Source organism: Arthrobacter sp. 10N410, from assembly GCF_056394945.1.
Map to the genome: position 1 here is coordinate 557,931 of NZ_JBFTIP010000003.1, position 19,689 is coordinate 577,619.

18 protein-coding genes are annotated in these 19,689 nt (G+C 69.4%); 4 read left to right on the top strand and 14 right to left on the bottom strand.

What is annotated here, in order from left to right; all coding sequences use genetic code 11:
- Window positions 1-14 precede the first annotated feature (14 nt).
- The 4 genes from AC1DB8_RS10305 to AC1DB8_RS10320 form a co-directional block, all read right to left on the bottom strand.
- Window positions 15-293, bottom strand: a complete 279-nt coding sequence (locus AC1DB8_RS10305) for a hypothetical protein (protein WP_476892948.1) — start codon at window positions 291-293, stop codon at window positions 15-17.
- A 68-nt stretch (window positions 294-361) separates the two neighbouring features.
- The gene (locus AC1DB8_RS10310; protein WP_441418032.1) at window positions 362-673 is read right to left on the bottom strand and encodes an AzlD domain-containing protein; all 312 of its coding nucleotides are present in this window, start codon (window positions 671-673) and stop codon (window positions 362-364) included.
- Window positions 670-1,425, bottom strand: coding sequence for an AzlC family ABC transporter permease (locus AC1DB8_RS10315; protein WP_476892949.1), 756 nt, complete (start codon window positions 1,423-1,425; stop codon window positions 670-672). Before AC1DB8_RS10315 ends, AC1DB8_RS10310 begins: the two co-directional genes overlap by 4 nt.
- Window positions 1,422-1,877 carry a DoxX family protein gene (locus AC1DB8_RS10320; protein WP_476892950.1) on the bottom strand — a complete coding sequence of 152 codons (456 nt, stop codon included), beginning with the start codon at window positions 1,875-1,877 and terminating at the stop codon, window positions 1,422-1,424. The genes AC1DB8_RS10315 and AC1DB8_RS10320 overlap by 4 nt, the downstream gene beginning before the upstream one ends.
- 144 nt (window positions 1,878-2,021) lie before the next feature.
- Between AC1DB8_RS10320 and AC1DB8_RS10325 the strand changes: the two genes are divergently transcribed.
- Together AC1DB8_RS10325 and AC1DB8_RS10330 are read left to right on the top strand one after the other, a co-directional pair.
- The gene (locus AC1DB8_RS10325) at window positions 2,022-3,011 is read left to right on the top strand and encodes an ABC transporter ATP-binding protein (RefSeq protein WP_476892951.1); all 990 of its coding nucleotides are present in this window, start codon (window positions 2,022-2,024) and stop codon (window positions 3,009-3,011) included.
- Window positions 3,004-4,596 (top strand): ABC transporter permease, encoded by a 1,593-nt coding sequence (locus tag AC1DB8_RS10330; protein ID WP_476892952.1) that lies wholly within the window; start codon window positions 3,004-3,006, stop codon window positions 4,594-4,596. Before AC1DB8_RS10325 ends, AC1DB8_RS10330 begins: the two co-directional genes overlap by 8 nt.
- Before the next feature lie 81 nt (window positions 4,597-4,677).
- Here the strand turns inward: AC1DB8_RS10330 and AC1DB8_RS10335 are convergent, their stop codons facing one another.
- Entirely contained in the window at window positions 4,678-5,565 is an 888-nt protein-coding gene (locus AC1DB8_RS10335) for a glycerophosphodiester phosphodiesterase (protein ID WP_476892953.1), read from the bottom strand.
- Between the two features lie 50 nt (window positions 5,566-5,615).
- On the opposite strand from AC1DB8_RS10335, the gene AC1DB8_RS10340 reads away from it, so the two are divergent.
- Together AC1DB8_RS10340 and AC1DB8_RS10345 are read left to right on the top strand one after the other, a co-directional pair.
- Window positions 5,616-6,926, top strand: coding sequence for a DUF445 domain-containing protein (locus AC1DB8_RS10340; protein WP_476892954.1), 1,311 nt, complete (start codon window positions 5,616-5,618; stop codon window positions 6,924-6,926).
- Between the two features lie 5 nt (window positions 6,927-6,931).
- Complete coding sequence (locus AC1DB8_RS10345) at window positions 6,932-7,471, top strand: GNAT family N-acetyltransferase (RefSeq protein ID WP_476892955.1); 540 nt, start codon at window positions 6,932-6,934, stop codon at window positions 7,469-7,471.
- A 33-nt stretch (window positions 7,472-7,504) separates the two neighbouring features.
- Here the strand turns inward: AC1DB8_RS10345 and AC1DB8_RS10350 are convergent, their stop codons facing one another.
- The 9 genes from AC1DB8_RS10350 to AC1DB8_RS10390 all read right to left on the bottom strand — a co-directional run bounded on the left by AC1DB8_RS10350 (window position 7,505) and on the right by AC1DB8_RS10390 (window position 19,511).
- Window positions 7,505-8,728 carry an MFS transporter gene (locus AC1DB8_RS10350; RefSeq protein ID WP_476892956.1) on the bottom strand — a complete coding sequence of 408 codons (1,224 nt, stop codon included), beginning with the start codon at window positions 8,726-8,728 and terminating at the stop codon, window positions 7,505-7,507.
- A gap of 66 nt (window positions 8,729-8,794) precedes the next feature.
- Window positions 8,795-9,628 carry a respiratory nitrate reductase subunit gamma gene (gene narI, locus AC1DB8_RS10355; RefSeq protein WP_476892957.1) on the bottom strand — a complete coding sequence of 278 codons (834 nt, stop codon included), beginning with the start codon at window positions 9,626-9,628 and terminating at the stop codon, window positions 8,795-8,797.
- A gap of 2 nt (window positions 9,629-9,630) precedes the next feature.
- The gene (narJ, locus tag AC1DB8_RS10360; RefSeq protein ID WP_441418045.1) at window positions 9,631-10,251 is read right to left on the bottom strand and encodes a nitrate reductase molybdenum cofactor assembly chaperone; all 621 of its coding nucleotides are present in this window, start codon (window positions 10,249-10,251) and stop codon (window positions 9,631-9,633) included.
- Window positions 10,248-11,942, bottom strand: a complete 1,695-nt coding sequence (narH, locus tag AC1DB8_RS10365; RefSeq protein WP_476892958.1) for a nitrate reductase subunit beta — start codon at window positions 11,940-11,942, stop codon at window positions 10,248-10,250. Before narH ends, narJ begins: the two co-directional genes overlap by 4 nt.
- Window positions 11,942-15,652 (bottom strand): nitrate reductase subunit alpha, encoded by a 3,711-nt coding sequence (locus tag AC1DB8_RS10370; protein ID WP_476892959.1) that lies wholly within the window; start codon window positions 15,650-15,652, stop codon window positions 11,942-11,944. The genes narH and AC1DB8_RS10370 overlap by 1 nt, the downstream gene beginning before the upstream one ends.
- Before the next feature lie 99 nt (window positions 15,653-15,751).
- Window positions 15,752-16,501, bottom strand: a complete 750-nt coding sequence (locus AC1DB8_RS10375) for a LamB/YcsF family protein (protein WP_476892960.1) — start codon at window positions 16,499-16,501, stop codon at window positions 15,752-15,754.
- Entirely contained in the window at window positions 16,485-17,300 is an 816-nt protein-coding gene (locus AC1DB8_RS10380; RefSeq protein ID WP_441418179.1) for a hypothetical protein, read from the bottom strand. Before AC1DB8_RS10380 ends, AC1DB8_RS10375 begins: the two co-directional genes overlap by 17 nt.
- Window positions 17,301-17,417: 117 nt before the next feature.
- The gene (locus AC1DB8_RS10385) at window positions 17,418-18,008 is read right to left on the bottom strand and encodes a hypothetical protein (protein ID WP_476892961.1); all 591 of its coding nucleotides are present in this window, start codon (window positions 18,006-18,008) and stop codon (window positions 17,418-17,420) included.
- A gap of 129 nt (window positions 18,009-18,137) precedes the next feature.
- Window positions 18,138-19,511: an NAD-dependent succinate-semialdehyde dehydrogenase gene (locus AC1DB8_RS10390; RefSeq protein ID WP_476892962.1), complete on the bottom strand. Its 1,374-nt coding sequence runs from the start codon at window positions 19,509-19,511 to the stop codon at window positions 18,138-18,140.
- Between the last annotated feature and the right edge of the window lie 178 nt (window positions 19,512-19,689).

Here is a 19,689-nt window from a genome sequence, read left to right on the forward strand (position 1 = left end):
TGAAACTGAACCCGTCAGTGCCCGCCCTGATCCTCCGCGGGCTTTTCCTTGACCTCGTGCAGGTGGTGCGCCTCCTGCAAATGCTGTTGCAGCTTCTCTTCGGCCTCACGGCGGCGGCGGGCCATTTCGCGCAGTTCCCGAGTGGATTCCGCGCCCGGGGAAACGAAGTGCTCATGCGGCTTGGAATGGTGCGCCTTCCCGGCGGCATCCGCTCCCGCGGCTTCCGGGGTCACCGCGTCCGCATCGCCCGGCCCGGACGCAGCGGCATTCGGAACGTCTTTTTCGGTCATCATCGAATGCTCCCATTGGGCGCCCGGCCCGGCTAGGGGCTAAAGACCGTTGAGCGCCCGACGGCGGAGCGTCAGTTCCAGCCGAGCAACCGCAGCCCGGCCGCCGCGCCGGCGCCAGCCAGGACCACCACCAGGAACGGCGCCCGCAACCACAGGGCGACGGCGGCCGCGGCCAGGGCACCGAGCCGCGCGTCCAGCGCCAGGGACTGCCCGGACGCCACTGTGTTCACGACGGTCAGGGAGGCCAGCAGCCCGATCGTCATGGTGCCGGCGATCCGGGACATCCGCGGATTGCGCAGCAGGCTGGCGGGGACAAGGTATCCCACCAGTTTCCAGGCGTACGCCAGCACGCAGGACAGCAGGAGCCAGAGCCAGAGCGTCATGAGGCCTCCCCCGGGCTGTGTCCGGAGCGACGGACAGCCTCATGCTCCTCGGCATACGGGTCGACGTCGGGTTCGAGGCCCTCGTCGCTGCGGCCGTGACTGAACCAGCCGACCACCGCCGCCACGAACGCGGCGACCAGGATGGGCACCCCGGCTGGCACGAGCGGGACGGCCAGGACGGTTGCCAGGGCGCAGACGACGGCGATCGCGACGGGTTCGCGGCCCTTGAGCCGCGGCCACAGCAGGCCGAGGAACGCCGCCACCGCGGCGCCGTCGAGCCCCCACTGCTTCGGGTCGCCAAGGGCGCTGCCGGCCAGCGCGCCGACGGCGGTGAACAGATTCCACAGCACGAAGATGCCCAGCCCCGCCGTCCAGAAACCCCGGCGCTGCTCCGCCGGGTCGGTCTGGCCGGTGCTCGTGGCCGTCGATTCGTCGATGGTCACGTGGGCGGCGGCGAACCGGCGCCAGCCCCGCGGCTGGAGCAAGGCGTTGAGCTGCATCCCGTAGATGCCGTTGCGCATGCCCAACAGGGTGGCGGCGCTCATCGCCGCGACGCCGGAGCCGCCCCCGGCCACGACGCCGATGAACGCGAACTGCGAGCCGCCGCTGAAGAGCAGCAGGCTCAGGGCCATGGTCTGCCAGAAATCGAGGCCGGAGGTGACGGACAGCGCCCCGAAGGACACCCCGTAGAGCCCGGTGGCGATGCTGATGGAGAGTCCCACCCGGACGGCCGGGGATTGCGCGAGCTTCACCGGCGCCGACGCTTCGGGACCGGCTTCGTCAGGCTCCAGGCCCAGGCGATGAGCGGTGCCTGCAGCGGCAGCCGCAGGCTGTGGATGCGGCGCTGCGCGGGCGTTCCCCCGGGTCCGAACGCCCTGCGAAGCGCGTCCAGGTGTCCGGCAAGAAAGGCGGTGAACATTCCGGTGACGCAGCCGGCCGCCGCACGGCGGGTGGGCGGGATCAGGAGTCCGACGGCGGCGCCGACCTCCAGCAGACCGCTCGCCGCCACCCATTCCTCCCGGGACAGCACGGCGAGGGGTCCATTGCGCCGGCTGCCTGAGTCGTCGCGGCAGAGGAACTCCGGGACCACCGGGGTGAAGAAGTCCGGATCGCGGAAGTGTTTGGCCGCGCTGGCCAGCAGCAGCCCGCTCAGGGCGGCCGCGGAAAGTGTCTGGGTTGCCCGGGGGGACCAGCGGAAAGGCATGCAACCATGCAACCACAGCGGCGGGGCGCCCGGTAACCGGGGCCTTAACCTGCGCCGGGTGCGCTGCGCCACCCGGGCGTGGGCCGCGAAAGCAGGACCTTCCGCAGGGGTCCGGGAGCGGTGCCCGGGAGTACCTTGTTGACTATGAGCAGTGTCGTGCAGATGACCGGCGTCGTAAAGCGTTTCGGGGCCGTGACCGCCCTCGACGGCCTGGACTTCGAGGTGGCCGCCGGCGAAGTGCATGGCTTCCTGGGACCCAACGGTTCCGGCAAGTCCACCACGTTGCGGCTGCTGCTGGGCATGCTGAGGTCTAACGCCGGATCCATCCGGGTGCTGGGACTGGATCCCTGGCGCGACGTCGCGACGCTGCACCGCAGGCTGGCGTACGTTCCCGGCGACGTGGCCCTGTGGCCCAACCTGACCGGCGGCGAGGTGATCGGTCTCCTGGGCAAGCTGCAGGGCGGCCAGGACCGGGCACGGCGGGACCGTCTGCTGGAGCTTTTCGAGCTGGATCCGACCAAGAAGGCCCGCACCTATTCCAAGGGCAACCGGCAGAAGGTGGCCCTTGTCGCCGCGCTGGCCACCGACGCCGAATTGTTCCTGCTGGACGAACCCACGAGCGGACTGGACCCGCTGATGGAGGACGCCTTCCGGGGCTGCGTCCGCGAACTCCGGGCACAGGGGCGCACCGTGCTGCTGAGCAGCCACATCCTCAGCGAAGCCGAGGCGCTCTCCGACCGGGTGAGCATCATCCGCGCCGGTCGGGTGGTGGAGGCCGGCCCGCTCGAGCAGTTGCGCCACCTGACCCGAACCGCCGTCACCGCCGACGTCGCCGCCGTGCCGCCGGGGCTGGAACTGCTGCCCGGCGTGCACGATGTGGTGGTGGTCAACCACCGGGTTAGCGCCCAGGTGGATCCCGCCGGGCTGGGCCCTTTCCTGCAGGCCCTTACCGCGGCCGGGCTGCGGGCGCTGACCAGCCAGCCGCCGACCTTGGAGGACCTGTTCCTGCGGCACTATGGCCCCGGGAACGGCTCAGTTAACGCCGGGACCGGGGCGGCCCCGCGGGACACCGGGGCCGAAGCCGTGGGATCCGCGGCTGCGGGGCCTGCCGCGCCGGGATCCGGCAATGCCTGAGACGCTGGCCGGCACCGGAACGCTGGTCCGGCTGTGGCTGCGGCGGGACCGCTGGCTGCTGCCGGTGTGGGTGCTGGGATTCGCCGTCGTTGCCTACTCGACGGCGGTGGCCGGCGCGGACCTCTACCCCGACGTCCGGAGCCGGATCGAAGCCGCCAATGCGGTGAACGCCACCGCGTCAATGGTGGCGATGTTCGGTCGCATCTACGATCCTGCCTCCCTTGGGGCGCTCTCGGTGATCAAATACACCGCGTTCATGACCGCCATCCTCGCGGTCCTCATGGTCATCCTGATCATCCGACATACCCGGGCAGACGAGGAGGGCGGACGGCTGGAGCTGCTCGGCGGCGGCCGGCTGGGACGCGACGCCGCCCTGGCCGCCGCCCTCATGATCGGCCTGGGCGCCAGCCTGGGCGTGGGACTGCTGTCCGCCGCCGCCCTCGCCGCCGGCGGCCTGCCAGCTGCCGGGTCGCTGGCCTTCGGCCTCGGCTGGGCCGCCACCGGGATGGCCTTCAGCGCCGTGGCCGGCGTAGCCGCGCAACTGACCGCGAGCGCCCGCGCTGCCACCGGCTTGAGCGTTGGCGTCGTCGCCGTCACCTACGGCCTGCGCGCCGTCGGAGACCTTGCCGAACCGGGCCCATCGTTCCTCTCCTGGCTTTCGCCGATCGGCTGGAACCAGCAGATCCGTGCGTTCGCCGGGGACCGATGGTGGGTGCTGGCGCTGCCGGTCGCACTCTGCCTTCTCCTCATCCCGGCGGCCTTTGTGCTCCGGGCACGCCGGGACCTGGGCGCGGGGCTCCGCGACGAGCGTCCCGGCCCCGCCGTCGGCTCGCTCTCCGGGGTCTGGGCTCTGGCCGTGCGCCTGCAGCACAGGGTGTGGCTGGCCTGGGCAGCGGCGTTCGTCGTCTTCGGCGTCGTTATCGGCTCGCTGGTCAGCAACGTGGCGGAGATGCTCAGTTCCCCCAACGCGCAGGAGCTGATCAAACTGATCGGCGGCGCGTCCGCGCTGCGGGACGCCTTCCTGGCCGCCGAGATCAGCATCATGGGCCTGCTCGCCGCGGCCTACGGGGTGGCGTCGGTGAACCATCTGCGCAGCGAGGAGTCCGCCGGGCACACCGAAGCACTGCTGGGGACGGCCACCACGCGCAGCCGCTGGGCGAGCAGCCACTATATCTTTGCGCTGGCCGGGGTCGCGGTGCTGATGGTGCTGGCCGGGGTCTCGATCGGTGTCGGCGCCGCAGCCGCCGTCCAGGACAGCGGGCTGGTGGGCAGCGCCATGGTCGCCTCGCTCGCGCAGATCCCCGCCGCGTGGGTGCTGACCAGCGTGGCGCTGGCAGTGTTTGGCTGGGTGCCCCGGCTGGCCGGCGCGGTTTGGGGCGTGCTGCTTGCCTTCGTGGCGCTCGGAGAGTTCGGCGTGCTCTGGAACGCCCCGGGATGGCTGATGGACCTCTCCCCGTTCCGGCACTCCCCACTGCTGCCGGTGGGCACCGACGCGGTGCCGGCACTGCTGGGCCTGACCGCCGTCGCCGTCGGGCTCGCCGCGCTGGGTTACCTGGGCTGGCGACGGCGGGATCTGGCCGCCTAAGGGCACCGTTCCGACCTCGCCGCGGGGGGGCAGAGGGCTGCCCTCATGCCCCGGGCGTGGCCCCCGGCCCGCAGCAATGCCCTAGAGCGGGGCGAGCAGCTGGGCGCGGACCTCGGCGGGTCGGTTGGTGGTGATCTCGTGGATGCCCAGTTCACGGCACAGGTCGACATCGTCTGCCGAGTCCACAGTCCAGACCCGGAAGCGGCGGCCCGATTCGAGCCAGCGCCGGACGGTGCGGGAGTGTCCGCGCACGTAGCCGATGCCGGGCCCGGCCAGGCCCACCTCGCAGTCGTCCAGGATCCGCTCCCCCTCGGTCTGCGCAGCTTTCATGACGTTGGCGAGGGCGCCGCCGGTGATCGCCCCGAGGCCGAGTTCTTCGCGGATTTCCTCCACGTTCACGTCGTCCACGAGCTGGCAGATGGCCGCGGCGGGCACGCTCTGGAGCAGGTGCTTCACCGAGTCGGGGCTGAAGCTCATGAAGGAGACCCGGATGTTGTCCAGCATCGAGGTGGTCCGGTCCCAGCCCTCGGACTCGAGGACAGCCAGGACCCGGTCCTCGAGCTTGAGCTGGTAGGGGCTGGGGTGCTTGAGTTCGATCGCCAGGCCGATCTCGCGGCCGGCCAGGCGCAGGATGTCGAGCAGTTCGGGGAGGGTCAGGAACTGCTCGGACCGGGCGCCGTACTCCTCGGGAATCCGGGCGCCCTTCCAGGAGCAGAAGTCCAGCAGCCGCAGCTCCGCCAGGGTGTGGTCCGCGACCGGGCCGGTGCCGTCCGAGGTGCGGTCCAGGTTGGCGTCGTGCAGCAGCACCGCGTGCTGGTCGCGGGTCAGGTGGATGTCGCATTCGACGCCGTCGGCCCCATCGGCGATCGCCTGCAAATAGGCGGCACGGGTGTGCTCGGCGAAGGCTCCGCTGGCGCCCCGGTGGGCGTAGACCAGCGGGCGGGCGGCGGCGGACTCCTCGGTAGTCATGCTGACACGTTAGCGGACGTCGGTTACGGATGCGCGGCTAGGCTGGGCACATGCAGGTGAACACTGAACGACCCGCCCGTCCCGCCGTCCCCCCGGCCGGCGTCGAACACCGACTCTCCGCCGCGGACGCAGAAAAGGCCGCGGCGCTGCGGAAGATGAAGCTGCTGGCGGTGTCGCTGCTGATCGGCATGGCCGTCATTTTCGTACTCGCCTTCGCCCTGCAGAAGCAGTACCCGTGGCTTGAGTACGTCCGGGCAGCGGCCGAGGGCGGCATGGTGGGCGCCCTCGCGGACTGGTTCGCGGTGACGGCCCTGTTCAAGTACCCGCTGGGCTTGAAGATCCCGCACACCGCGATCATCCCGCGGCGCAAGGACCAGATCGGGGCGTCGCTGGGCGAATTCGTGGAGACCAACTTCCTCTCCGAACAGGTGGTGAAGGAGAAACTGGCCAGCGTTGACATTGCGCGCAAGGTCGGCGGCTGGCTGTCCGGGGCCGGCGGAGCCGAGCGGGTGGCCAAGGAAGGTGCCGCCGTGATCCGCGGCGCCTTCACGGTGCTGAACGACGACGACGTCCAAGCCGTCATCGAGGGCATGGTCCGCCGGCACCTGCTGGCGCCGCCGTGGGGACCGCCGGTGGGCCGGCTCGCCCAGCGCGTGTTCGACGACGGCCACCACCACGCTCTCGTGGACCTGCTCGTGGACCGTACGGTGGACTGGGTGCGGGACAACCACGAAACGGTCAACCGGCTGGTCACGGACCGTTCCCCCACCTGGGTGCCTACGTTCGTGGACGGGCTCGTAGGCGACAAGGTCTACGTGGAGATCCTGAAATTCACCCGGGCCGTGCAGGCGGATCCGCAACACCAGGTCCGGCTCTCCATCGACAAATACCTCAAAGAACTGGCCCAGGACCTGCAGCACGATCCGGTCATGATCGCCCGCGCCGAGGGCGTCAAAGCGCAGGTGCTGGGCGACCCGGAGGTCCGCGAACTCGCCTCCCGCACCTGGGGCACGGTCAAGGCCGCACTGCTGGCCGCCGTCGACGATCCGCACAGCGAACTGACGGTGAAGTTCAAGGCCGCCGTGCACGACTTCGGCACCCGGCTGGTGGTCGACCCCGAGCTGGCCGGCAAGGTGAACACCTGGATCGGCGACGCCGCCGGGTACCTGGTGAACAACTACCGCTCGGACATTGCCGGCGTGATCACCGATACCGTGGCCCGCTGGGATGCCGAGGAGACCTCGCAGAAGATCGAACTCCAGGTGGGCAAGGACCTGCAGTTCATCCGGATCAACGGCACCGTGGTGGGCGCCCTCGCCGGGCTGGCCATCTTTACCGCCGCGCACTTCGTCTTCGGCTGACCCGGATGGATCCGGCACAGACACCCCGCCCGGAGGCCGCCTTCGAAACCGGCCGGTTGCTGCTGCGGCCATTGCGCGTGTCCGACGCCGCGGTCCAGCACGAGCTCTGGACCGAACGCGACCCCCGTGTCCCGCCGCATCGCCGCATCAGTCCCGACGGCCACCCCACGCTGGAGGAAATCGCCGACGGGATCCGTCGGTACGACGGGCTCCCCTTCCCGGGGCTGCTGGCGGCGGAGCAAAAAAGTTCGGGGCAGGTCATCGGCTACTGCGGGCTGATTCCCAATCGGCATGGGCAGGACGGGGAGCCGGAACTCGCGTTCGAGTTCCTACGAAGGGTCTGGGGGCAGGGGTTGGCGAGCGAGGCCTCCCGGGCCGTCCTGCAGCAGGCGCAGGCAGTCGGTTACCCCTGCCTTTGGGCCACCGTCCGCGATTGGAACACCCCGTCACGCCGCGTCCTGGCCAAACTTGGCTTCGTCGAAACCGGCCGGGTGGACCTGGACGAGGTACACGGCGACTCCCTCTTCACCCGGAAGACGCTCTGAGCCCACCGGTCAGCTCGGCGGCCCGCTTGGCCGTCAGGCGTGCGCGACTGTGGCCTTGACGCGGCCATGCATGGCGAAGACCGTGAACGCCAGCGCCGCGAGCGCCGTGACCACGAGCAGCATCAGCCCGATCGAGTAGCTGCGGGTCGCGGCGTCGTAGGTGGCTCCCATCACCAGCGGCGGGAAGTAGCCGCCCAGGCCGCCGGCGGCGCTGACCACCCCGCTGATGCTGCCGACCTTGCCGGCCGGGGCGAGCACCCCGACCCAGGCGAAGACGCCGCCGGTGCCCAGCCCCAGGGCGGCCGCCATGGCGACGAACGTCAGGCCGGCGGGCACATCGCCGTCGGGCTGCAGGTTCACCACCCAGGCGAGCACGGCGACGCCGGCGAGCGAGACCACCACCACGGGCTTGGGGCCGAACCGGTCCGCGAGCACTCCCCCGATGGGCCGGGCCAGCACGGCGGCCAAGGCGAAGCCGGCGGTACGCGCGCCGGCGGCGCTCGGGTCGAAGCTGTAGATGTCCCGCAGGTACGTCGGCAGGTAGGTCGCGAAGGACACAAATCCGCCGAATACGACGGCGTAGAGGAAACACATCTTCCAGGTGACCGGGGTTTTTGCGGCGTCGAGCAGCTTGGGCATGACCGGCGCGTCCTGGCGGCTCCACGCCGGGGACTCTTTCATCAGGAACCAGACCAGCGCGGCCATGACGGCCAGGACTCCGGCGATCAGCAGGTGCGTCGGAAAGTAACCGATCCAGGCGACCAGCCGCGGGTTCAGGAACGCGGCCAGGGCGGTGCCGCCCATCCCGGCACCAAACACCCCGGTGGCGAAGCCGCGCCGTGACGGTTCGTACCAAGCGCTGACGAAGGGGATGCCGACGGCGAACACGGTGCCGGCCACCCCGAGCAGCAGCCCGGCGCCGAGCACCAGCGCGAAGGAGCGGATGGTGCCCCCGACGGCCACCAGCAGAATCGGGACAATGGCCGCCAGCAGCACGAAGCTGAAGAGGGCGCGGCCGCCGTACTTGTCTGTCAGGGCGCCGACGACGATCCTGCCCAGCGAGCCGACGAACACCGGCATGGCGACGAGGATGCCCGTGGTGGCGGGGTTGAGCTGGAGGTTCTGGGTGTAGAAGGCCCCGAGCGTGGCCACGGAATTCCAGGCCCAAAAACCGGCCACCGAGGCCGCGGTGGCGAGCACCAGGTTGAGCGTCTGGCCTGCCGGCGCGGTTGCGGACGGGGTCGCTGCTCCGGCCACGGAGGTCTCCTTTCGGTTCGGGAAGGGTTCGGGAAGGCTTCGGGAAGCTGCGGCATAGCCGGCACCTCAGCGGTTGCGGGTGTCCCGGTCGCGGGTCCCGACGGCGGACCAGCCGCGGCGGGCGGCGGTGCCGGAGGACCGCGTGGCAGCCGCGCCGGCCCGGCTGCCGTCCCGGTCCCGGTCGCGGGAGCGGTAAACGATGTACGGCCGGAAAAGATAGTGGAACGGCGCCGTGAACGCATGGACCAGGCGGGTGAAGGGCCAGATGACGAACAGCGCCATGCCCACCAGGGTGTGCAGGTGGAAGGAGAAGGGCGCCGCCGCCATCGCCGCGATGTCGGGTTGGAAGATGAACAGCGAACGGAACCACGGCGCCACGGTCTCGCGGTAGTTGTGCCCGTGTTCGCCCTCGAAGACGCTCGCCAGGGTGGTCCAGAGCCCGAACACGATCGCGCCGGTGAGCACGACGTACATGGTTTTGTCGTTCCTGGTGGTGGCCATGAAGACCGGACCGGTGGTGCGGCGCCGGTAGATCAGCAGGATGATGCCGCCCAGGGTCCCCACCCCGGCGATGCCGCCAACCAGGAGGGCGTTGAAATGGTAGAACTCCTGGCTCATGCCCACGGCCTGGGTCCACGCCATCGGAATGACCAGGCCGAAGAAGTGCCCCGCGATCACGGCGAGCAGGCCGAAGTGGAACAACGGCGAGGCGATCCGCAGCAGCCGGGATTCGTAGAGCTGGGAGGACCGCGTGGTCCAGCCGAACTGGTCGTACTTGTAGCGCCAGATGAGGCCGCCCACCAGCACAACGACCATGACGTAGGGCAGTACGCCCCAGAGCACGATGTCCAAGGCGGAGATTTCGACGGCGGATCCGGGCTCGGCCTCGAATGCCAGCATGGTCAGGCCCCCTTCACGGGCAACAGTCGCGGATCATACGGGTCCAAACCCACCGCCTCGGTGGGCGGCCCGTAGCCGGCCATCCGCATCACGGCCTGCTCATCCGCGGGTGATTTCCCGGGCAGGGTGGCGCAGACGGCCCGCAGGATCCGGGCGTGTGGGAGGTCGTCCCGGAGCAGGCCGAAGCGCAGCATCTCCAGGCTGGCCCGGAACCGGCTCAGCAGCTCGCGGCCGGCCGCCAGGTCCACCAGTGCGGCGTATTCCAGCACCATCGGGAGGTAGTCGGGCAGTTCACCGTGGGTGTCCACCAGGATGTCGCTTTGCCGGTAGGTCTTCTTGAAGTTCCCCAGCACTTCGCCGCGGCGCCGGGTGTCTCCGTCGGTCCAGTAGGACAGGTGCAGGGCGTGGCGCTTGCCGAGGTCGAACTCGCGCACATAGTGGGCCTGCAGCTCCAGCGGCGGGGTGGCGTCCAGCCGGTCCAGCACCTCGGCGAAGTCCGCCCCGGCGCCGGGAAACTCGGCCAGCGCGGCCCGCATCAGCGGCACCCGCCCGATCAGTTCCTCGTCCGGGTAGGACAGGCACCAGGCCGCGGCGAGGTAGACGACCTGTTCGCGGCGGCTCACGGCTGGTCCTCCGCCGCCGCCAGAGTGCCCGGTTCGGGCCGCTTGTCCGGGAACAGCCCGGCCGGCGCTCCCGTGCCGTCCCAATTCAGCAGGTTCACCCGTCCGCGCAGCGTCGTTTCGCCGGGTGCGGCGCCGGAGGTTTGCCGGTCCCGGAGGGCGTTGAAGGTCTCCACCGCCACCGGGACGGGCCGGCCGCTGGCCTCGCCAAACGGCGAGGAGTCCTGCATGCCCGGGCCGCCCTCAAAATCCAGCGAGCAGCCCATTTCCTCGAGGTCGTGCGCCTGCTCCACGTGTGCCTTGGGGATCACGTAGCGCTCCTCGTACTTCGCGATCGCCATCAGCCGGTACATCTCGTACATCGTCTGGCTGTCCATCCCCACGTCCTCCGGGATGGAGTCGTCCGGGTCGTTGCCGAGGCTGATGCCCCGCATGAAGGAGCGCATCGCGGCGAGCTTCTTTAGCACCGCGGTGACCCGGTCCGCGTCGCCGGCGGTGAAGAGTTCGGCAAGGTATTCCACCGGGATGCGCAACGCGTCGATGGCGCCGAACAGGTTGCCGGCGTCCTCGCCGTCGTGGCCCTGGTCCCGCAGCAGGTCCACCACGGGTGAGAGCGGCGGGACGTACCAGACCATCGGCATGGTCCGGTATTCGGGGTGCAGCGGCAGGGCGACCTTGTAGACCTTGGCCAGGGCGTAGACCGGCGAGCGCCGGGCCGCGTCGATCCAGTCTTCCGGGATGCCCTGGGCCCGCGCCTCGGCCTGCACTGCGGGGTCGCTGGGGTCCAGCAGCACGTCCATCTGCGCGTCGTAGAGCTCCTGCGGGTCCGTCACGGCGGCCGCCGCGGTGACGGCGTCGGCGTCGTACAAAAAGAGCCCCAGGTACCGCAGCCGGCCCACGCAGGTCTCCGAGCAGACAGTCGGGAGTCCTACCTCCACCCGCGGGTAGCAGAAGGTGCACTTCTCGGCCTTGCCGGTCTTGTGGTTGAAGTAGATTTTCTTGTACGGGCAGCCGGTGACGCATTGTCGCCAGCCGCGGCACTTGTCCTGGTCCACCAGCACAATCCCGTCCTCCACCCGCTTGTAGATCGCGCCGGAGGGGCAGGAGGCCATGCAGGACGGGTTCAGGCAGTGCTCACAGATCCGCGGCAGGTAGAACATGAAGGTCTGCTCGTAGGCGAACTTGATCTTGTCCTCGGATTCGCGCCGGACCTTTTCCACGATCGGATCCAGGTGCCCGTTCTCCGTGGAGCCGCCCAAGTCATCGTCCCAGTTCGCGGACCAGGTTATCTTGGTGTCCTCGCCGGTGATCAGGGACTTTGGCCGCGCCACCGGGAAGTCGTCGCCCAGCGGTGCGTCCACGAGGGTCTTGTAGTCATAGGTCCACGGCTCGTAGTAGTCCTTGAGCTCGGGCTGGACCGGGCTGGCGAAGATCCCCAGGAGCTTCTTGACCCGGCCACCGGCCTTGAGCACGAGCTTGCCGCGTTTGTTCAGCACCCAGCCGCCGTGCCACCTCTCCTGGTCCTCGTAGCGGCGCGGATACCCCTGCCCGGGGCGGGTTTCGACATTGTTGAACCAAACGTATTCGGTGCCCGCACGGTTCGTCCACGCCTGTTTGCAGGTCACGGAGCAGGTGTGGCAGCCGATGCATTTGTCCAGGTTCATGACCATGCCCATTTGGGCCATGACACGCATCAGTACTGCACCTCCTGGGAGCGACGGCGGACGGTGGCCACCATGTCGCGCTGGTTTCCGGTGGGGCCAAGGTAGTTGAACGCGTAGGCCAGCTGGGCGTAGCCGCCGATCAGGTGCGAGGGTTTGACCAGCAGCCGGGTCACGGAGTTGTGGATACCGCCGCGCCGCCCGGTGGCCTCGGACTTCGGCACGTCGATGGTGCGTTCCTGGGCGTGGTGGACGTAGACGACGCCGGCCGGCATCCGATGGCTGACGATCGCGCGGGCCACCAGGACGCCGTTGATGTTCACGCACTCCACCCAGTCGTTGTCCTTGACCTCGATGGCGTCCGCGTCGGCCGGGCTCATCCAGACCGTGGGTCCGCCGCGGGAGAGCGAGAGCATCAGCAGGTTGTCCTGGTATTCGGAGTGGATGGACCATTTCGAGTGCGGCGTCAGGTAGCGGACCACCACCTCCATGGACCCGTCCCGGCCGAGTTTGGGTTCGCCGAAGAGCCGGTGCATGTCCAGCGGCGGCCGGTAGATCGGCAGCGCTTCACCGATGTCCAGCATCCAGTCGTGGTCCAGGAAGAAGTGCATCCGGCCGGTCAGGGTGTGCCACGGCTTGAGCCGCTCCACGTTGATGGTGAACGGTGCGTAGCGCCGGCCGCCGGTCTCGGAGCCGGACCATTCCGGCGAGGTGATCACCGGGACCGGGCCGGCCTGGGTCTGCGCGAAGGTGATGAACTTTTCCTCGGACCCCTCGGACAGGTCCGCCAGTTTCCGGCCAGTGCGGACTTCCAGGTCCTTGAAGCCCTGCACGGACAGGGCGCCGTTGGTGGTGCCGGAGAAAGCCAGGATCGCCTCGGCCATCTTCGCGTCGGTGTCGATCGCGGGGCGGCCGTCCGCGGCGCCGCCGAGCATCACCCCGTTGGACCGGCTCAGCCGCTCCAACGGCCCTGCCAGTTTGTAGGTGACGTTTTTGACCGTGAAGCCCAGTTTGTCGGCCAGCGGACCGACGGCGGCCAGCTTGTCCGCGATGGCGGTGTAGTCGCGTTCCACCACGGAGAAGATGGGCATGTTCTGTCCCGGCACGGCGGGGATGGACGCGTGCCGCCAGTCGCGGACTATCCCGCCGGGCTGGGCGAGCTGGCCGGGGGTGTCGTGCTGCAGCGGCACACTGACCAGGTCCCGGCGGACCCCCAAGTGCGTCCTGGCCTGCCGGGAAAACTCCTGGGCCAGCAGGTGGAAGGTGTCGAAGTCCGTCTTGGTCTCCCACGGCGGGTCGATCGCGGGGGTGAAGGCATGCACGAAGGGGTGCATGTCGGTGGAGGACAGGTCGTGTTTCTCGTACCAGGTGGCGGCCGGGAACACGACGTCGGAGAGCAGCGTGGTGGAGGTCATCCGGAAGTCCGCGGAGACCAGCAGGTCCAGTTTTCCTTCCGGCGCCTGCTCGTGCCATTTCACGTCCCGCGGCTTGAGGCCTTCCGCGTGGTCCTTGCCGAGCACGTTGTTGTGGGTGCCCAGCAGGTTGCGCAGGAAGTATTCGTTGCCCTTGGCCGAGGAGCCGAACAGGTTGGAGCGCCACAGCACGAGGGTCCGCGGCCAGTTTTCCGGGGCGTCCACGTCCTCGATCGCCGGGTTCAGGGTGCGGTTTTTCAGTGCGTCGGCGATGTAGCCCGGGGTGTCTTTCGCGGTGCCGGCGGCGACGGCGGCTTCCGCCTCGTCCGCGATGTCCAGCGGGTTACGGTCGAACTGCGGGTAGAACGGCATCCAGCCGAGTCGCGCGGACTGGGCCATCGCGTCCGCGGTGTGCATGCCATCCAGGGCTCCGGTGGACAGCGGAGACTTCAGCGCGTCGGCGGAGTAGCCGTCCTGCCGCCACTGGTCCGTGTGCATGTACCAGTAGCCGGTGCCGATCATGGTCCGCGGCGGCCGGGACCAGTCCAGCGCGTTCGCCAGCGACACCCAGCCGGTGGCGGGGCGGGTCTTCTCCTGGCCCACGTAGTGCGCCCAGCCGCCTCCGTTGCGGCCCATGCAGCCGGTCAGCATGACCAGGGCCAGCACGGCCCGGTAGGTGGTGTCGCCGTGGAACCACTGGCAGATGCCGGCGCCCATGATGATCATGGACCGGCCCTTGGACTGCTCCGCGTTGCGGGCGAACTCCCGGGCCACCCGGATGCAGGCCTGCGCCGGGACGGAGGTGATCTCCTCCTGCCAGGCCGGGGTGTAGGGCGTCGCGGCGTCGTCGTAGCCGGCCGCCCAGTCCCCCGGCAGACCCTCGCGGCCCACGCCGTACTGGGCCAGCATCAGGTCGAACACGGTGGTGACCAACTGGCCCTCCACCTCGAGGACGGGCACGCCGCGTCGGAGCACGCTGCCCTCGCCGCCGGCGTCCTCGAAGCATGGCAGCAGGATCTCGGCGTTTTCAGCGGAGACCTCCCGCAGCGACAGCGCCGGCTCGATGCCCTCGAGGTCCAGGTTCCATTTGCCCTCGCCGCTGCCGGAATAGCGGAACCCCATCGAGCCGTTAGGGACAACGGGCAGGCCGGTCTTCTTGTCGAACAGCACGGTCCGGAACGCCGCGTCCTCAGCCAACGACTCGGCTTTGAGGTCCCTGGCGGTGAGGAACTTGGACGGGGTGAGGGTGCCGTCGTCGCGCCGTTCCAGCCGGACGAGGAACGGCAGGTCGGTGTACTGCCGGACATAATCGGAGAAGAACGGCACGTCGCGCTCAACGAAGAACTCCCTGAGCATGACGTGCCCCATCGCCATCGCCAGGGCGGCGTCGGTGCCGGCCTGGGCGGGCAGCCATTCGTCGGCAAACTTCGTGTTGTCCGCGTAGTCCGGGCTGACCGTGACCACCTTGGTTCCGCGGTACCGCACCTCGGCCATCCAGTGCGCATCCGGGGTCCGGGTCACGGGGACGTTGGAGCCCCACATCATCAGGTAGCGCGCGTCCCACCAGTCACCGGATTCCGGGACGTCGGTCTGGTCGCCGAAAACCTGCGGGCTGGCCACCGGCAGGTCGGCGTACCAGTCGTAAAAGGACGTCATCACCCCGCCGATGAGCTGGATGAAACGGGTGCCGACGGCATGCGAGACCATCGACATGGCGGGGATCGGGGAGAAACCGGCGCAGCGGTCCGGCCCGTAGTTCTTGATCGTGTTGACGTGCGCGGCGGCCGCGATCTCGATCGCTTCCTGCCAGGAGACACGGACCAGGCCGCCCTTGCCGCGGGCCTGCTGGTAGCGGCGGCGCCGCTCCGGGTCCCCCACGACGTCGGCGAAGGCGAGCACCGGGTCGCCCAGCCGGGCCTTGGCCTCGCGGTACATCTCCACCAGCACACCCCGGGCGTAGGGAAAGCGGACCCGGGTGGGCGAGTAGGTGTACCAGGAGAAGGCGGCTCCGCGCGGGCAGCCGCGCGGCTCGTATTCGGGACTGTCAGGGCCCACCGAAGGGTAGTCGGTCTGCTGGGATTCCCAGGTGATGATGCCGTCCTTGACGTACACCTTCCAGGAGCAGGAGCCGGTGCAGTTCACCCCGTGGGTGGAGCGGACCACCTTGTCGTGGCTCCAGCGGTCCCGGTAGAAGATGTCGCCCTTGCGGCCGCCTTCCCGGAACACCGCCCTGCCGTCCTCGGTCTGGTCCCATTTCGTGAAAAAGCGGCCAAGCTTCAACATTGCGTCCGAGGCGGGTCCATCCAACCCCGCGGGGCCTCCGGCAGTCATGCCCCCAAAGCTATGGGGCACCCTGCTCCCCCGATAGGGCCCTACGGCACTAGTGTCACAACCGCCACTTTAGTCTCAGCGCGGACTGCGAAACGGGACTCACGCGAACGACTCGAGTTCGACGCCGGCCTTCTCCAGCGCGGCGCGGACGGCGGCGGCCACCTGCACCGAGCCGGGGGTGTCACCGTGCAGGCACAGCGAATGCGGTGTGAGCGTGACGACGGTTCCGTCGACCGCCAGGACTTCGCCCTTGAGGGCCAGCCGGAGCGCGCGCTCGACGATCTCGTCCGGGTCCTCGATCACCGATTCGTCCTCCAGCCGCGGCACCAGTGAGCCATCCGGGAGGTAGGCGCGGTCGGCGAAAGCCTCGTGGAACACGGGATTGCCGGCCTCACGGGCAATCCTGAGCAAGGCCGAACCCTCCAGGCCCAGGATCGGAAGCCCCGGATCGTAGGCCTGGATGGCGGCGACCACGGCGGAGGCCTGTTCGTCGTCGTGCATCGTGCGGTCGTAGAGGCCGCCGTGCACCTTGACGTAGTCCACCGAGGCGCCCACCGCATGGGCCACGCCGTCGAGCGCGCCGAGCTGGTAGAGAACCGCGCCGAACAAGTCGTCGAAGCTCATGTCCATGGCGCGGAGCCCGAAGCCGGCCAGGTCGGGATAGCCCAGGTGGGCGCCGACCCTGACGTCGAGTTCGTAGGCCGCGCGGCAGGTGTCCAGCATGGTGACGGGGTCCCCGGCGTGCAGACCGCAGGCCACGCTGGCGCTGGTGACGAGCGGGAACATCGCCGCGTCATCGCCCATCGTCCAGGAGCCGAAGGACTCCCCGAGGTCAGCGTTCAGATCCACGGGTTCCGCCTTCCAGGTCCGGGCCGGCTTCCGCGGTACCGGCGCCGGGCTTCAGCTCGCCGGGGATGGTCACCGGCATCGGGCCGAAGGCCTCCTTGGCGTTTTCGACGACGGCGCGTCCCATCATCCGGTTGCCGACGCCGCCCACCACGGCGCCGATGCCGAAGGGCAGCGCGCGGCCCAGCAGAGCGGTGCCCTGGCGCTTGAGCAGGTTCCGCAGGAAGGCCCGCTGGATCCGCTCTCGCACCGACCCGAAGCCGATCATCGGCGCCCTGCGTGCGAAGAGCGTGCCCCAGGCCTGGGTTGGCCCCTTGCCCTGCCCGGCGGCGTGGCCGCTCAGCGAGCTCAGCAGGGCGGTGCCTTCTTCGCCGAGCATGATGGCCATGACCAACGTGCTGGCCCTCTCCGGGTCGACCATTCGTACCCCGTGCAGTTCCGCCAGCGAGGTGGCGAACAGCGCGGTAGCCTCCAGGAATCCGACGGTCGCGGCGGCGGAGAGACCCAGCGCGGCCACGGTGCCGACGCCGGGGATAACGGCCGAGCCGCCGACGAGGGCGCCGCCGCCGGTAACGGCGGTCAGGTAGTTGCGTTCCAGGATGGCGGCGAGCTGCGCCGCGGTGGCGTTCGGGTGCTTCCGCTGCAGCCGGCGCAGGTTCGCCAGAACCAGCGGCCGCTGGATTTCCACCGCGCGCAGGAGCATGTTGTGGACGCCGGGCTTGGGCTTGCCGTCGGCGTCGAACATTGCGCTGTGGGCGGTCTTTTGGGCAATTCTCATTGCCGGGTTGCTGCGCTTGGCCATCATCGCCTCTCCGTGAACCGTAAGTGTGCTGAACATCGTCCAGCCTTAACACTAGGCCACGTGCCGCCTGGCCGCTCTTGCGCAGCCCCGGGCCGGTGCCGCCGCCGGGCAGGGACGCTAGAGCACCCAGGATTCGGCCAAGGCGATGAACGCCGAGGAGGACGGTCCCAGCGGACCGGGATAGACCGCCGGCGTGCCCGGCCACTCAACCCCGAATTCCGCGAGCCGACCGGTGCTGCAGGGCAGATAAACGTTGCTCAGCGCGGCGCTGCCCTCGCCGAGCTGGAAGTTGGGGGCGGTGAACTGCCTTCGGTCCAGGATGCCGCTGATTGCCAGCTCCGCCTTGTGGCCGGTTGCGCGGAACCCGGTCGCCGGGTGCACTTCCACCGTGAACTCGTCGTGGGTGTGCCCGATCCCGGTCAGCGGGAAGCGGGACGCTTCCGGGAAATAGCGGGTAAGTTCGGTGGCCAGGGTTTTCGCGAGGGCCTCATTGGTGCCGTAGCTGCGCCAGCCCTGCAGGGTCGCAACCAGCAGGGCACTCCCGGCACCCCAGCGTGACCAGTCGGCCTGCCAGAACGTGGCGAAGCAGCTGGCCGGCTCGCCCGGGACCTGGGCGCCCCGGGAGTCCGCCGGGTGCAGCGCCAGGCCCGCGTTGATTCCCACGAATGCCAGGCTGCGCCGCGCCGCTGCGGTGGCCGTTTTCTCCATGTGAGGAGCCTAACGGGACGGCAACGGCTGCGGCCGGAAGGTCTTCACCTCCGGCCGCAGCCGTGTCCTGGCTGGGTTTCCCGTCTGAAGCGGTCCCCACTGAAGCGTTCCCGCCCGGGGCGCTCCCGCTTAGCGCGGGGTGCGGATCAGTTTCTTGTTCACGAATTCGTCCATGCCGAACCGACCCAGCTCACGCCCGACGCCGGAGCGCTTGACGCCGCCGAACGGCAGGTCCGCCTGCGTTACGGCCACCGAGTTGATGAAGACCATGCCGGTGTCCAGCCGGTCCGCGAGGTCCTGGGCCTTGCGCGGGTCGGCGCTGAAGACCGAGCCGCCGAGCCCGTACGGGGACCCGTTGGCGAGTTCGATTGCTTCCTCGGCGCTGGCCACCTTGTAGATGACCGCGGCCGGGCCGAACAGCTCCTCGGAGAAGGCGCGCATCTCCGGCGTGACGTCCGTGAGCACGGTGGGCTCCACGAAGGCACCCGGGCCGTCCACGAGGTGGCCGCCGGTGCGGAGCGTGGCGCCCTTGTCCACGGCGTCCTGGATCTGTTCGATCAGGCCGTCCGCGGCGCTCTGCGAGGAGAGCGGACCGAACTTGGTGTCCTCCAGCAGCGGGTCCCCGGGCTTGATCCCGGCCATCCGGGCGGTGAACTTTTCCACGAAGGGCTCGTAGAGGTCCTCGAGCACGATGAACCGCTTCGAGGCGGTGCAGGCCTGCCCGGCGTTGCCCATCCGGCCGCCCACGGCGGCCTTGACGGTGGCGTCGAGGTCATCGGAATCCAGCACGATGAAGGGGTCGCTGCCGCCGAGTTCCAGCACGTACTTCTTCAGGTTCCGGCCGGCCACTTCGGCCACGGCCGAACCGGCCCGCTCGCTGCCGGTCAGGGAGACGCCCTGGATCCGGCTGTCGGCGATGACCTCGGCGACCTGTTCGTTGCTGAGGAAGAGGTTGGTGTAGGCGCCCTGTGGGAGTCCGGCATCCTTGAAGATTTCCTCGATCGCGAGGGCAGACTGCGGGCAGCTGCCGGCATGCTTGAGCAGGATCGTGTTGCCCAGGACCAGGTTCGGCGCCGCGAAGCGCGCCACCTGGTAGTACGGGTAGTTCCACGGCATGATGCCGAGCAGGGGTCCGACTGGAGCCGAACGGACGACGGCGGAGCCGCCGCCCTTGACCTCCAGCGGCTCGTCCTTGAGGAAGCCCGGGCCTTCCGCGGCGTAGTAGTCGTAAATATCGGCCACGAGCTGCACTTCGCCGCGGGCCTGTGCCAGGGGCTTGCCCATCTCGGTGCTGATCAGCCGGGCGAGCTCGTCCTGGCGTTCCCGGTACAGTTCTGCGACGCGGGCGATCACCTTGGCGCGGGCCTCGACAGGGGCGGCGCGCCAGGCCTGGAACGCCTGCTGCGCGGCTGCGAGCGCCTCTTCCACCTCGCCTGCGGTAGCGAGCGGGAATTCCTTCAGAGTTTCTCCGGTCGCGGGGTTCACTGTCTTGTAGGCAGTCATTGGTCCACCATCTCCGTTTCTGGCTGGTTAGAGCCGGTTCGGACGCGGACCGCCGTTGGCGCCGGATACGGCGTCGAAGGCGGTTCCCGCCCATTGCGCGGGGCCGGCCTGCCTGCAAAGGCGGGCCAAGTCCCTTAGGCGCCAACCGAGGTGTCCCCGGGAGTATTCCATCCAGCCG

Coding starts and splice junctions, on each gene's coding strand:
- AC1DB8_RS10305 (WP_476892948.1), bottom strand. CDS start 293: ATGATGACCGAAAAAGACGTTCCGAATGCCGCTGCGTCCGGGCCGGGC.
- AC1DB8_RS10310 (WP_441418032.1), bottom strand. CDS start 673: ATGACGCTCTGGCTCTGGCTCCTGCTGTCCTGCGTGCTGGCGTACGCC.
- AC1DB8_RS10320 (WP_476892950.1), bottom strand. CDS start 1,877: ATGCCTTTCCGCTGGTCCCCCCGGGCAACCCAGACACTTTCCGCGGCC.
- AC1DB8_RS10325 (WP_476892951.1), top strand. CDS start 2,022: ATGAGCAGTGTCGTGCAGATGACCGGCGTCGTAAAGCGTTTCGGGGCC.
- AC1DB8_RS10330 (WP_476892952.1), top strand. CDS start 3,004: ATGCCTGAGACGCTGGCCGGCACCGGAACGCTGGTCCGGCTGTGGCTG.
- AC1DB8_RS10335 (WP_476892953.1), bottom strand. CDS start 5,565: ATGACTACCGAGGAGTCCGCCGCCGCCCGCCCGCTGGTCTACGCCCAC.
- AC1DB8_RS10340 (WP_476892954.1), top strand. CDS start 5,616: ATGCAGGTGAACACTGAACGACCCGCCCGTCCCGCCGTCCCCCCGGCC.
- AC1DB8_RS10345 (WP_476892955.1), top strand. CDS start 6,932: ATGGATCCGGCACAGACACCCCGCCCGGAGGCCGCCTTCGAAACCGGC.
- narI (WP_476892957.1), bottom strand. CDS start 9,628: ATGCTGGCATTCGAGGCCGAGCCCGGATCCGCCGTCGAAATCTCCGCC.
- narH (WP_476892958.1), bottom strand. CDS start 11,942: ATGCGTGTCATGGCCCAAATGGGCATGGTCATGAACCTGGACAAATGC.
- AC1DB8_RS10370 (WP_476892959.1), bottom strand. CDS start 15,652: ATGACTGCCGGAGGCCCCGCGGGGTTGGATGGACCCGCCTCGGACGCA.
- AC1DB8_RS10380 (WP_441418179.1), bottom strand. CDS start 17,300: ATGGCCAAGCGCAGCAACCCGGCAATGAGAATTGCCCAAAAGACCGCC.
- AC1DB8_RS10385 (WP_476892961.1), bottom strand. CDS start 18,008: ATGGAGAAAACGGCCACCGCAGCGGCGCGGCGCAGCCTGGCATTCGTG.
- AC1DB8_RS10390 (WP_476892962.1), bottom strand. CDS start 19,511: ATGACTGCCTACAAGACAGTGAACCCCGCGACCGGAGAAACTCTGAAG.